This window comes from Micromonospora sp. NPDC005163, assembly GCF_053599835.1.
Map to the genome: position 1 here is coordinate 91,762 of NZ_JBSFYP010000026.1, position 11,682 is coordinate 103,443.

The 11,682-nt window shown below is 73.2% G+C and carries 11 protein-coding genes and 1 pseudogene; 10 read left to right on the forward strand and 2 right to left on the reverse strand.

Annotated features, from left to right (window positions below):
- The first annotated feature begins 1 nt into the window (after window position 1).
- From ACWD6N_RS19550 to ACWD6N_RS19580, 7 genes are all read left to right on the forward strand, one after another.
- Window positions 2-1,507 carry a Na+/H+ antiporter subunit D gene (locus tag ACWD6N_RS19550; protein WP_354963197.1) on the forward strand — a complete coding sequence of 502 codons (1,506 nt, stop codon included), beginning with the start codon at window positions 2-4 and terminating at the stop codon, window positions 1,505-1,507.
- Complete coding sequence (locus ACWD6N_RS19555; protein ID WP_354963196.1) at window positions 1,504-2,118, forward strand: Na+/H+ antiporter subunit E; 615 nt, start codon at window positions 1,504-1,506, stop codon at window positions 2,116-2,118. Before ACWD6N_RS19550 ends, ACWD6N_RS19555 begins: the two co-directional genes overlap by 4 nt.
- Window positions 2,115-2,378: a monovalent cation/H+ antiporter complex subunit F gene (locus tag ACWD6N_RS19560; protein ID WP_354963195.1), complete on the forward strand. Its 264-nt coding sequence runs from the start codon at window positions 2,115-2,117 to the stop codon at window positions 2,376-2,378. Before ACWD6N_RS19555 ends, ACWD6N_RS19560 begins: the two co-directional genes overlap by 4 nt.
- Window positions 2,375-2,737 carry a monovalent cation/H(+) antiporter subunit G gene (mnhG, locus tag ACWD6N_RS19565; RefSeq protein WP_354963194.1) on the forward strand — a complete coding sequence of 121 codons (363 nt, stop codon included), beginning with the start codon at window positions 2,375-2,377 and terminating at the stop codon, window positions 2,735-2,737. Before ACWD6N_RS19560 ends, mnhG begins: the two co-directional genes overlap by 4 nt.
- A 183-nt stretch (window positions 2,738-2,920) precedes the next feature.
- Entirely contained in the window at window positions 2,921-4,288 is a 1,368-nt protein-coding gene (locus tag ACWD6N_RS19570; protein WP_387325362.1) for a hemolysin family protein, read from the forward strand.
- Window positions 4,285-5,349, forward strand: a complete 1,065-nt coding sequence (locus tag ACWD6N_RS19575) for a hemolysin family protein (protein WP_354963192.1) — start codon at window positions 4,285-4,287, stop codon at window positions 5,347-5,349. The genes ACWD6N_RS19570 and ACWD6N_RS19575 overlap by 4 nt, the downstream gene beginning before the upstream one ends.
- A 219-nt stretch (window positions 5,350-5,568) precedes the next feature.
- A complete protein-coding gene (locus tag ACWD6N_RS19580) occupies window positions 5,569-6,498 on the forward strand; it encodes a sporulation protein (RefSeq protein WP_354963191.1) in 930 nt (309 codons plus the stop codon).
- Window positions 6,499-6,571: 73 nt separating this feature from the next.
- Here the strand turns inward: ACWD6N_RS19580 and leuE are convergent, their stop codons facing one another.
- Complete coding sequence (leuE, locus tag ACWD6N_RS19585; RefSeq protein ID WP_089017168.1) at window positions 6,572-7,240, reverse strand: leucine efflux protein LeuE; 669 nt, start codon at window positions 7,238-7,240, stop codon at window positions 6,572-6,574.
- Complete coding sequence (locus ACWD6N_RS19590) at window positions 7,240-8,481, reverse strand: bifunctional pyridoxamine 5'-phosphate oxidase family protein/GNAT family N-acetyltransferase (protein ID WP_354963190.1); 1,242 nt, start codon at window positions 8,479-8,481, stop codon at window positions 7,240-7,242. The genes leuE and ACWD6N_RS19590 overlap by 1 nt, the downstream gene beginning before the upstream one ends.
- 34 nt (window positions 8,482-8,515) lie before the next feature.
- Here ACWD6N_RS19590 and ACWD6N_RS19595 point away from each other — a divergent pair, with 34 nt between their 5' ends.
- The 3 genes and pseudogenes from ACWD6N_RS19595 to ACWD6N_RS19605 form a co-directional block, all read left to right on the forward strand.
- Entirely contained in the window at window positions 8,516-9,856 is a 1,341-nt protein-coding gene (locus ACWD6N_RS19595; protein ID WP_354963189.1) for an aminotransferase class I/II-fold pyridoxal phosphate-dependent enzyme, read from the forward strand.
- Window positions 9,857-10,173: 317 nt separating this feature from the next.
- Complete coding sequence (locus ACWD6N_RS19600; protein WP_354963188.1) at window positions 10,174-10,878, forward strand: UdgX family uracil-DNA binding protein; 705 nt, start codon at window positions 10,174-10,176, stop codon at window positions 10,876-10,878.
- 124 nt (window positions 10,879-11,002) lie between these two features.
- Window positions 11,003-11,682: pseudogene (locus ACWD6N_RS19605) on the forward strand (MFS transporter); the annotation flags it as partial.

Here is an 11,682-nt window from a genome sequence, read left to right on the forward strand (position 1 = left end):
GATGAGCCGGCTGCTGCCCCTGCCGGTGGTGATGCCGCTGCTCGGCGCGGCGCTGACCCTGCTGCTGGCCGCCCGGCCCCGGCTCCAACGCGCGGTCAGTGTGCTCTGCCTGAGCGGCACCCTCGTCGTGGCGCTCCTGCTGCTGGTGCAGGCGTACCGGTACGGGCCGGTGGTGATGGCGATCGGCGGCTGGCCGGCGCCGGTCGGCATCGTCCTGGTCGCCGACCAGCTCGCCGCGCTGATGCTGGTGGTCTCCTCGTCGGTCATCCTCTGCGTGCTGCTGTACTCGATCGGCCAGGGCCGCAGCGAGATCGGCGAGACCACACCGGTGGTCATCTTCCACCCGACGTACCTGGTGCTCACCGCCGGCGTCACCAACGCGTTCCTCGCCGGTGACCTGTTCAACCTCTTCGTCGGTTTCGAGATCCTGCTGGCCGCCAGCTTCGTGCTGATCACCCTGGGCGGCACCGAGATCCGCATCCGTACCGGGTCGACGTACGTGGTGGTCAGCATCCTCTCCTCGATGATCTTCCTGGCCGGGGTGGGCCTGGTGTACGCGGCCACCGGCACACTCAACCTGGCCCAACTGGCTCAGCGCCTCGACGACCTGCCCGCCAACGTCCGGCTGACCCTGGAACTGATGCTGCTGCTCGCGTTCGCCATCAAGGCGGCGGTCTTCCCGCTCTCGGCCTGGCTGCCGGACAGTTACCCCACGGCGCCGGCTCCGGTCACCGCGGTCTTCGCGGGGCTGCTCACCAAGGTGGGCGTCTACGCGATCATCCGCACCGAGACGCTGCTCTTTCCGGGTGGGCAGGCCGACGAGCTGCTCATGGTCGTCGCCGGACTCACCATGGTGGTCGGCATCCTCGGCGCGGTGGCCCAGTCGGACATGAAGCGGCTCTTCTCGTTCACCCTGGTCAGCCACATCGGTTACATGATCTTCGGGGTGGCGTTGAGCACCGTCGCCGGGCTCGCCGGCGCGATCTTCTACGTGGTGCACCACATCACCATCCAGACCACGCTGTTCCTGGTCGCCGGGCTGGTCGAGGAACGGGCCGGCAGCACCGACCTGCGCCGCCTCGGCGGGCTGGCCCGGATCGCGCCGCTGCTCGGCGTGCTGTTCTTCGTCCCGGCGATGAACCTCGCCGGCGTGCCACCGTTCTCCGGCTTCCTCGGCAAGCTCGGCCTGCTCCAGGCCGGGGTGGCGGCCGGCGGGCCGCTGCCCTTGGTGCTCGTCGCGGCGGGCACGCTGACCAGCCTGCTCACCCTCTACGTGGCCTCCCGGGTGTGGAACATCGCCTTCTGGCGGTCGCCCCGGTTGGCCACCACCGAGCCGGCCGTCCGGCTGCCCACGCTGATGGTCGGGGCCACCATGGCCCTGGTCGCGTTCGGGTTGGCGCTGACCGTGCTGGCCGGTCCGCTCTTCGACGTCACCGTCGACGCGGCCACCGACCTGCGCTCGCGCACCCCGTACGTACGGGCCGTCCTGCCGGGCGGCACACCGTGACCGCCCCGCGCGGAACGGTCCCGGGCGGCGCCGACGAGCCGGCCGCGCCACGGCGGCACGGGCTCGGACGCTGGCGGGACCAGGCGCTGGCGTTCGGCTGGCTGGTGGCGGTCTGGTGCCTGCTCTGGGGCGACATCAACTGGGCGAACCTGGCCGGAGGCTTGCTGGTGGGCGGCGCGGTGCTGCTGTTCTTCCCGCTGCCGGCGGTCACCTTCGCCGGGCGGCTGCGCCCCCGGGCGCTGCTGGTGTTCGCGTTCCGGTTCGGCACCGAACTGGTCGGCGCGAGCCTGCACGTGGCCCGGATCGCGGTGCAGCCCGGCTACCGCCCACGCGGGGCGATCATCGGGGTGCGGCTGCGGGTGCCCACCGACCTGAACCTGGCGCTCACCGCGGAGGCGGTCTCGCTGGTGCCCGGCACGTTGATCCTCGAGGTGGACCGGGGTTCCGGAACGCTCTACCTGCACGTGCTGGACACCCATGGGCCGGCGGAGCTGACCCTCGCCCGGGAGCGCACCCTCGCCGTCGAGCGGCGGATCGTCCGGGCGGTGGGCTCCGCCGCCGAACTGCGCCGCGTCGAGACCGATGCCGTCGAGAAGGGAACCCTCCCGTGATCACGTTCCTGGCCGTCGTTCTCACCGCCCTGCTCTCGGTGACCGCGTTGCTCGCGCTGACCCGGCTCTACCGGGGCCCGTCGTTGCTGGACCGGGTGATCGCCGCGGACATGCTGCTCGCCACCATGGTCGGCGCGGTCGGCGCCGAGGCGGCGGTCAACCGGCACGCCACGACGCTGCCCGTCCTGGTCGTGCTGTCCCTGCTCGGCTTCATCGGCTCGGTGTCGCTGGTCCGCTTCGCCGTTCGGGAGCAGGCATGATCGGGACGATCGCGGACTGGCTCGGCGCCGGTTGTCTGGTGGCCGGCGCGCTGCTCGGCCTGGCCGCCGCGATCGGCGTGCTCCGCTTTCCGGACGCCCTGTCCCGGATGCACGCGGCCACCAAACCGCAGGTGCTCGGGGTGCTCCTGCTGCTGCTCGGCATCATGCTGAGGCTGCGGTCGCCGGCGGACCTCGGCATGATCATGCTGGTGGCGGTCTTCCAACTGGCCACCGCGCCCGTCGCGGCACAGATGATCGGCCGCGCCGCGTACCGGGCCGGCCGGCTGGACCGGGACCTGCTCGACGCGGATGAGCTGGCCGAACGCGGGCCGGGCCGGGGGCCGGCGGGGCCGGGGTGACGGCTTGGGCCACCGCTGTTGAACCGGACGATCGGCGCCTTCGGCCCACCCTCAGCGGAGTCCCAGCCAGCGCCGGTAAAATGAAGGCATGATCGACTCTTCTGCCCAGGAGGGCAGCAGTAGCCAGCCGGGTCGTGCCCGGCATATCCCCGTTCCGACGACCCCGGGAGCCCTGAGCGACCCGTGTTGATCGTCGTCGGTCTCCTTCTGATCATCGTGCTCACCGCCGCCACCGGCTACTTCGTGGCGCAGGAGTTCGGCTATGTCGCCGTCGACCGGGGCAAGCTGCGCCAGCTCGCCGATGACGGCGACGCGGCTGCCGCCCGGGCCCTGACCGTCACCAGCCGGCTCTCCTTCATGCTCTCCGGCGCGCAGCTCGGCATCACCGTCACCGCGCTGCTGGTCGGCTACTTCGCCGAGCCGTACCTCGGTGGCGGCCTCGCCGACCTGCTCGGCGTCGCCGGCGTCGGCGAGGCGGTCAGCCTGCCGCTGTCGGTGGCGCTGGCGCTGGTCATCGCCACCGTGGTCCAGATGGTCCTCGGTGAGCTGGCCCCGAAGAACCTGGCCATCGCCCGGGCCGAGCCGCTGGCCCGGGCACTGAGCCGGTCCACCCTGGCGTACCTCACCGTCGCCGGGCCCGTGATCCGGCTCTTCGACCGGGCGTCGGTGCGGCTGCTCCGTCGGGTCGGCATCGAGCCGATCGAGGAGCTGCCCAGCGGCGCCACGCCGGCCGACCTGGAACAGATCATCGCCGAGTCCCGCGAGGAGGGCAGCCTGGACGCGGAGATGTCCACGCTGCTCGACCGGGGGCTGGATTTCCGCGAGCTGACCGCCGGCGAGGCCATGGTGCCCCGGGTTGACGTGCACACCCTACGGGCGCACGAGCCGGTGAGCCGGGTGGTCGAGCTGCTGGACACCGGTCACTCCCGGTTCCCGGTGCGCGGCGCGGAGGGCGTCGACGACCTGATCGGCATCGTCGGCATCGCCGACGTGCTCGGCGTACCCCCGGGGGAGAGGGCCACCACCCCGGTGAGCGCGGTGGCCGGGCCGCCGCTGCTGGTGCCGGAGACGTTGCCGTTGCCCACGGTGCTCGACCGGCTGCGGTCCGGGCACCGACAGATGGCCTGCGTGGTCGACGAGTACGGCGGCTTCGCCGGCGTGATCACGCTGGAGGACATCGCCGAGGAACTGGTCGGCCCGATCCGGGACGAGGACGACCCGCCGGAGCGCGCACCCGCCCGGCAGGACGACGGGTCCTGGGTGGTGCCGGCCCGCTGGCGGATCGACGAGGTCGCCGACAGCACCGGCATCGCGCTGCCCGAGGCCCCGGAGTACGACACCCTCTCCGGGTTGGTCATGCGGGAGCTGGGCCGGGTGCCGGAGGTCGGCGACCGACTGGAGATCAGCCTGCTGCCCGACGGAGCCGACGCCGAGGACGGCGAGGCCGAACCCCGGGCGCTGGTCGAGGTGCTGGCCGTCGACCGGCACGTGGCCGACTCGGTGCGCTTGCGGCTGACCGACCCGGGCGACCGGCGCGAGGTGTCCCGATGAGTCCGGGGATCGCGCTGTTCAGCTCGGTGATCCTGCTGGCGCTGAACGGGTTCTTCGTGGCCGCCGAGTTCGCCCTGGTGGCCAGCAAGCGGTACCGCCTGGAGCAGGCGGCGGCCAACGGTGGCCGAGCGGCTCGGGCGGCGCTGGACGGCGTCCGCGAGTTGTCGCTGATGCTGGCCGGGGCGCAGCTCGGCATCACCCTCTGCACCCTGGGGCTCGGTGCGCTGGCTGAGCCGGCGATCGAGCACCTGCTCAGTCCGCTGCTGCACGCGGTGGGGCTGCCGGACGCGGCCGGCCACCTGATCGCCCTGGTCTTCGCCCTCGGGTTGGTCACCTTCCTGCACCTGGTGGTGGGGGAGATGGCGCCGAAGTCGTGGGCGATCACCGACGCGGAGCGCTCGGCGACGCTGCTCGCGCTGCCGTTCCGTGCCTTCGCCCGGGTGTCCCGGCCGGTGCTCTCCGCGCTGAACGCGCTGGCCAACGCGATCCTGCGGCTGTTCGGTGTCAACCAGCAGGATCAGCTGGCCCAGGTGCACGGCCCGGACGAGCTGCGGATCCTGCTGGAGCAGTCACGCGAGCACGGGCTGCTCGGCGCCGAGCAGCACCAACTGCTGACCAGCATGCTGGAGTTGCAGGGCACGTCGGTGGCGCAGGTGATGGAGCCGTTCGCCACCATGGTCACCGTCCGCCGGGGCGACCCGGCCGAGCGGATCGAGCAGGTCAGCCGGGACAGCGGCCGGTCCCGGCTGGCGGTGCTGGACGCGGCGGGTGACGTCTGCGGCCTGGTGCACGTGCGGGAGGCGGTGCGGGTGGTCACCACCGGTCGCGTCGCCACCGCCGGTGAGCTGATGACGCCCGCGTTCACGCTGCCCGCGACGTCCTCGGTCACCGAGGCGGTGGCCGCGATGCGGGCCCGGCAGTCCCAGCTCGCGCTGGTGCGCAACGGCGGTGGCCCGGCCCGGCCGATCGGCTTCGTCGCCCTGGAGGACCTGCTGGAGGAGGTCATCGGCGAGTTCGACGACGAGACCGACACGGTGCCGCGCGGGAGGCGGTTGCGATGAACCGGAGGTGTGGTTTCTCTTCGCGGAAGTAGAGGTGACCGGCCGCGATGAACCGGAGGGATGGTCCCTCTTCCCGGAAGTCGGGGTGACCAGGTGCGATGAACCGGAGGGGTGGTTTCTCTTCGCGGAAGCCGGGGTGACCAGGCGCGGGGTCCGCGACAGTTGAGGTGGCCTCGTCGGGGCTGGGGTGGCTGGGGGCGTGGCCTGACAGGGGGCGCGGTGCGGCTGACGGGGGTGTCCCGGGAGTCCGGCTGGACCGGGCTGTCCGTGCAGACCACACTTCCCAACCCGAGTACCCGTCCGGGCCTGCGCCTGCCGGGCCGCGTGACGTTGACGGCGGGGCCGGACGACGTACTGGTGCGGCACATCCGGCTCGGCCTGGTCACCACGGTCGAGCCGGATGATCCGGCCGCCGCCCGGCGCCTGGTGCAGTTTTTTCAGCTGCCGATCGCCGGCCGGTTCGTCGTACCGGCCGGTCGGCGTCGGGCGGTCGACTTCGCGCTGCCGTTGCCGTGGGAGACCCCGGTGACCATCTTCGGCGGGGTGCCGCTGCTGAGCCTGCGGATGGGGCTGCGTACCGAGGTCTCCGTCGACCCGGAGCTGGATCAGGGGGCGATGGTGCCGGTCTTCGTGCACCCGATTCCCACTCAGCAGCACGTGCTGGCGGCGTTCGAGACGCTGGGTTTCATGATCCGCCAGGCCGGTCTGCAGGAGGGTGCGCTGCCGGGGGTGGCGCACACCCTGCCGCTGCACCAGCGGTGGGGGTACTGGGTGGCGCCGCTCTACGCCGGCCCGATCACCGAGCTGGAGGTGATCTTCGTGACCAACTCGGCGGGCCTGGAGGCGATCTTCTGGATGGACCGCCGGCTGGCGCTGGCCGGGATCACCCATCAGAGCATCAGCCGGTTCCGGATCTGGCATGCGGACGCCGACCGGCGGGACTGGATCGCCACCGTGGACGGCTGGCTGCGCCAGGCGATCAACCGGCACGCCGCGGCGGCGGCACACGCCGACTGGTCCGCGCGGCTCGACGAGTCCGCCCACGTCAGCCGCCACCCCGACGAGCCGGTCCGGCCCGGCTACGGCCTCGGCGGCACCGCCGGTAATGCCGGAGTCGGTGGCGGCGGCTCCGGCGGCGACGGCACCTAGCGGGGCCTGTGCCCGTCAACGGTGTTAATAGGGGCCCCCTCCTCTACCGCAGGCGTTAACAGGGGGCCCTTCCTTACACCGAGGCGGTGGCCAGTTTGAGGCTGAAGGCGAGGAAGAGCGCGGCGACGGCGGTGGTGCCGCCGGCGGCGAGGCGGCGACGCTGGCGGAACTGCGTGGCCAGGAAGGTGCCCGCGAAGATCAACGCGGTCAGGTAGATCGCGCTGGTCACCTGGGCGATCAGCCCGAGCAGCAGGAAGGACAGCGCCGGCCAGGCGTAGCCGGGGTCGACGAACTGGATGAAGAACGAGATGAAGAACAGGATCGCCTTCGGGTTCAGCAGGCTGATCACCAGCGCCTTGCGGAACGGGCTGCGCATCGCCGCCGGCTCCGCGGCGTCGATGAGCCGCGGCGTGCTCGGGTCGTTGCGGTCGCGCCAGCGCCGCCAGGCGCCGCGCAGCATGGTCACCCCGACATAACCGAGGTACGCGGCACCGGCGTACTTGATCACCAGGAACAGCGGTGGGTACGCCTTGAGCACCGACGCCACCCCGGCGGCGGAGAGGAACATCAGCACCCCGTCGCCGACGAACACCCCGCCGGCCGCGCGGTAACCGGCCGCCACTCCCCGCTTGGCGGCGGTGGAGAGCACGAAGAGTGAGTTCGGCCCGGGCAGCAGGATGATGGCCACGGTGCCCAGCACGTACGTCCAGATGTCGGTGATCCCCAGCACGCCCGCCATCATCACGCCACGGGTGCCGTCCGGAGAAGCCTTTCCCGCAGCCTGACCTGTGCGTTCGGCCACTCGTCGGTAAGCATGGAGTAGAGCGCCGAGTTCCGCCAACTTCCGTCGGCGCGTATGCGGTTGGCCCGCAGGGTGCCCTCCCGGGTGGCGCCGAGTCGCTCGATCGCCCGCTGCGAGCGCTCGTTGAGCGTGCTGGTCTGCCAGGTGACCCGGGTCGCATCCAGTTCCCCGAAGGCTCGGGTGAGCAGCAGCAGCTTGGCCTCGGTGTTGATCCCGGTGCGCCACCACCGCCGGCCGAGTTGGGTGTAGCCGATCTCCAGAGTTCGCAGCTCCTCGTCCGGCTGGTAGTAGGAGGTGGTGCCGACCACCGTGCCGGTGGCCGCGCAGCGCTGCACCCACGGCACCCGCACGCCCCGCTGGTGAGCCTCCAGCGCGGCGCCGATGTAGCCGGTCATCTCGGCCACGCTCGTCGGTCGCGGGCTGCCGATGTGGCGCCACACCTCGGGGTCGTCGAGTGCGGCGTACAGGCCCTCGGCGTGGCTCGGGTCCAGGGGCTCCAGCAGCACGTGCTCGCCGCGCAGCACCACCGGTTCCAGCCAGGTCGACCGGTTCGGCCGCAGGTACGCCGGCAGCGGCGCGGTGACCCCGGCGTCCGGCTCCGGCAGCCCGGCGGTCAGCCGCAGCGGCAGCACCCCGGCCCAGTGCGGCAGGTGCAGGTCGGCCTCGTCCTCGCGCACCCCACCGGTGCGGGCCCGGACCGACACCTCGCGCAGTGGCAGCGCCAGCACGGCGGTCTCGGCCAGCTCCCGCCGGTTGGGCGGGCGGCTGGCCGCGCTGCGTCCCGCGCCGACCTTCTCCACCAGTGCGGTGAGCATGGCGGTCTTCTCCCGCTCGTCGGTGACCAGTCGGGCGGTGCCCAGCGCGACCACCGAGCGGTAGTTGGCGCTGTGGTGGAACTGGGAGCGGGCGTAGACCAGCCCGTCGAGCAGGGTCACCGTGACGCAGACCGGCAGTCCGTCGCCCCGGGCGGCGAGCAGTGGCCGGCTGCCGGTGGAGCCGTGCAGGTAGAGCGTGTCGCCGATGCGTACGTGCAGGGTGGGCAGCACCCGCGGCTGGCCGTCGACGGTGAACCCGAGCGCGCAGTGGTACGCCTCGTCGAGCACGGCGTGCGCGGCGGCCCGGTCGTAGCTCATCCGGTCCCGGGAACGGCTGGGGATGGTCCGGGCGGTGGGTGGGTACATGCTCGCCCCTTTGTTCTAGTACAATCTCCTGTTTGTGTCAGCACGCTATCAGTTCGCCGGGGCGACGGCCGTCGCGATTTCGGCCAGCATCGAGTCGGGCATCCGCACGGGGGGCCTGCCGCCAGGTGCCGCCCTGCCACCGGTCCGGGTGCTCGCCGTTGAACTGGGCGTCAGCCCGGCCACGGTCGCCCGCGCCTACCAGGAGTTGCGCCAGCGCGGCCTGCTCGCCACCGCCGGTCGGCACGGCACCCGGGTCCGCCCCCGCCCGCCGGTGGCCGCCCGCCGCTCCGCGCTGCGTCCGGCGTCGTTGCCCGGGGCCCGTGACCTGTCCCGGGGTGAGCCCGACCCCCGGCTGCTGCCCGCCCTCGGCCCGCACCTGGCGGCGCTGGCCGCCGAAACCGGCCCGCCGGTCGGCTACTCCGACGCCGGCGTGCTGCCCGAGTTGGCCGCGGCGGCCCGTGCCCGGCTGAGCGCCGACGGTGTGCCGGCCGGGGAGCTCACCCTCACCGGCGGCGCGCTGGACGGCATCGAGCGGCTGCTCGGCGCCCACCTGCGTCCCGGCGACGCGGTCGCGGTGGAGGATCCGGGCTGGGCCAACCTGCTCGACCTGGTCGCCGCGCTGGGGCTGCGCCCGATCGGCGTACCGCTCGACGACGAAGGGCCGCTGGTGGCCGGGGTGGCCGCCGCGTTGGCCGCCGGCGCGCGGGCGCTGGTCGTCACCAGCCGGGCGCAGAACCCGACCGGCGCGGCCGTCTCCGCCGCCCGGGCCGAGGCGCTGCGGGCGCTGCTCGCCGGCCGGCGCGACCTGCTGCTCATCGAGGACGACCACGCCGCCGAGCTGGCCCGCGTACCGCTGCACCCGCTGGCCGGCGCGACCGCGAGCTGGGCCTTCCTCCGTTCGGTGAGCAAACCCTTCGGCCCCGACCTGCGGCTGGCCGTGCTGACCGGTGACGAGACCACGGTGGCTCGGGTGACCGGCCGGACGCGGGTCGGCGCGGGCTGGGTCTCCACCGTGCTCCAGCGACTGGTGCTCGCGCTGTGGCGCGACCCGGCGGTCGCCGAGGTGGTGGAGCGGGCGACGGAGAGTTACGAGCAGCGGCGTGCGGGGCTGCTGGCCGCGCTGGCGGAGCACGGCCTGGCCGCGCACGGCCGCAGCGGCATCAACGTCTGGCTGCCGGTGGCGGACGAGACCAGCGCGGTCACCGCGTTGCGCGACGCCGGCTGGTCGGTGGCCCCCGGAGCCCTCTACCGGATCGCCGCCCCGCCCGCGCTGCGCATCACCGTCAGCCCTCTCACCATTCCGGACCTGGTTCCCCTGGCCGCCGCCCTGGCCCGCGCCGCCCATCCCGCCCCACCACCGGGCTTCTCCACCTGACCCAACGGAGTTGGGCGCGGCTGTCGCCGCCGGGCCTGCGCGGTTGGGTAGGGCAGAAAGCGCGCTATCGCGACGATTCACAGCGGTTGGGGTGGGTATGCGGGCCGCCGGAGGTGGAAGACATGGCTTCAGGTGGCTCGCGCAAGGGGCTCTGGATCGCGGTGGCGGTGGTGATCATCATCATCGTGATCGTGCTGATCGCGATCGCGTCCGGTGGTGACGGCGGCAACGGGTACTGACGCGGCCCGGCCGACGGTGCTGGCGCTCCACCATGGCGTACCCGGCATCGGGCGGCGAACGGGTATATAACAGTCGGCATGGCCGAGCAGACCGGGAGCGCCCCGGGCGCCCAGCGGTTCATCCCGCCGGGCGCGGACACCATCGACGAGCTGCGCGCCGCCTCGGGTGGCTGTCAGGGGTGCGAGCTGTACCGGGACGCCACGCAGACGGTCTTCGGCCGGGGCGACGAGAGCGCCCGGGTGGTCCTGGTCGGCGAACAGCCCGGCGACATGGAGGACCAGAAGGGGCTGCCCTTCGTCGGTCCCGCCGGGCGGCTGTTGCGCAAGGCCGCCGACGACGCCGCGCTCGACTCCTCGCAGATCTATCTGACCAACGCGGTCAAGCACTTCCGCTTCGAGTTGCGCGGCAAGCGGCGTATCCACCAGACCCCCGACCGGGTGCACATCACCGCGTGCCGGCCGTGGTTGGTCGCCGAGTTCGCCCGGCTGCGCCCGGAGATCGTGGTGGTGCTCGGCGCGACAGCAGCCAAGGCGCTGCTCGGCCCGTCCTTCCGGGTCACCCGCCAGCGGGGCGAGCTGCTGCCCTGGCCCGCGTCGGCCCAGCACGCGGAGGACTTCCAGCGGGTGCCGGTGGACAACGCCGGAAAGCGGGCCGACGCGCCCGAGGCCCGCCTGCTCGCCACCATCCACCCGTCCGCGGTGCTGCGCGCCGACGATCAGGACAAGGCGTACGAGGGGCTGGTCGCCGACCTCACCGTCGCCTCCCGCGCCCTGTCCGGCTGACACCGCCCCGCCCTGACACCGCGGCGCCGGAGGGACGAGCGTCGGCTCGGCCGACAGCGAAACCCACTGCCGCTGGTCGGCACGGGTGCGCGAGGATGGGGCACCCCCATCCTAAGGAGCGCCGATGGCCACCGACCTGACCGCGCCGCGTACCGTCCGGCCCGACGTCGCGCCGATCCAGCGCCGTACCCTGCGGCTGCTCTTCACCACCCAGATCATCGGCGGCGTCGGCGTGACCATCGGCATCGCCGTCGGTGCCCTGCTCGCCGCCCGGATCGCCGGCACGGCGGTGGCCGGGCTGGCGCAGAGCGCCGGTGTGGTGGGCGCGGCGCTGCTCGCCGTCCCGGTCACCCGGATCATGGCGCGGCACGGCCGGCGGCCGGGTCTGGTGATGGCGTACGTGGTCGGCGCCGTCGGCGGCGTGCTGGTGGTGCTGGCCGCGGCCACCCGCTGGGTGCCGCTGCTCTTCCTCGGCATGCTGCTCTTCGGCGGAGGCACCGCCGCGAACCTCCAGGCCCGCTACACGGCGGTGGACCTCGCCGAGCCGGCCCGCCGGGGCCGGCAGCTCTCCCTGATCGTGTGGGCAACCACCATCGGCGCGGTGGCCGCGCCGAACTTCGCCGCGCTGGCCGACCGGGTCACCACCGGCTGGGGGCTGCCGCCGCTGGCCGGCCCGTTCGCGTTCAGCGCGGTCGCGTTCGTGCTGGCTGGCGGCGTACTCCTCGGGTTGCTCCGGCCCGACCCGCTGCTCACCGCGCGCCGTCTCGCGGCGGCCGACGCGCCGCCCCCCGCCCTGCCGGCTCC

What these genes read in the sequence shown, in the direction of transcription:
- ACWD6N_RS19550 (WP_354963197.1), top strand. Translation starts at nt 2, where the DNA reads ATGAGCCGGCTGCTGCCCCTGCCGGTGGTGATGCCGCTGCTCGGCGCG.
- mnhG (WP_354963194.1), top strand. Translation starts at nt 2,375, where the DNA reads ATGATCGGGACGATCGCGGACTGGCTCGGCGCCGGTTGTCTGGTGGCC.
- ACWD6N_RS19575 (WP_354963192.1), top strand. Translation starts at nt 4,285, where the DNA reads ATGAGTCCGGGGATCGCGCTGTTCAGCTCGGTGATCCTGCTGGCGCTG.
- leuE (WP_089017168.1), bottom strand. Translation starts at nt 7,240, where the DNA reads ATGATGGCGGGCGTGCTGGGGATCACCGACATCTGGACGTACGTGCTG.
- ACWD6N_RS19590 (WP_354963190.1), bottom strand. Translation starts at nt 8,481, where the DNA reads ATGTACCCACCCACCGCCCGGACCATCCCCAGCCGTTCCCGGGACCGG.
- ACWD6N_RS19600 (WP_354963188.1), top strand. Translation starts at nt 10,174, where the DNA reads ATGGCCGAGCAGACCGGGAGCGCCCCGGGCGCCCAGCGGTTCATCCCG.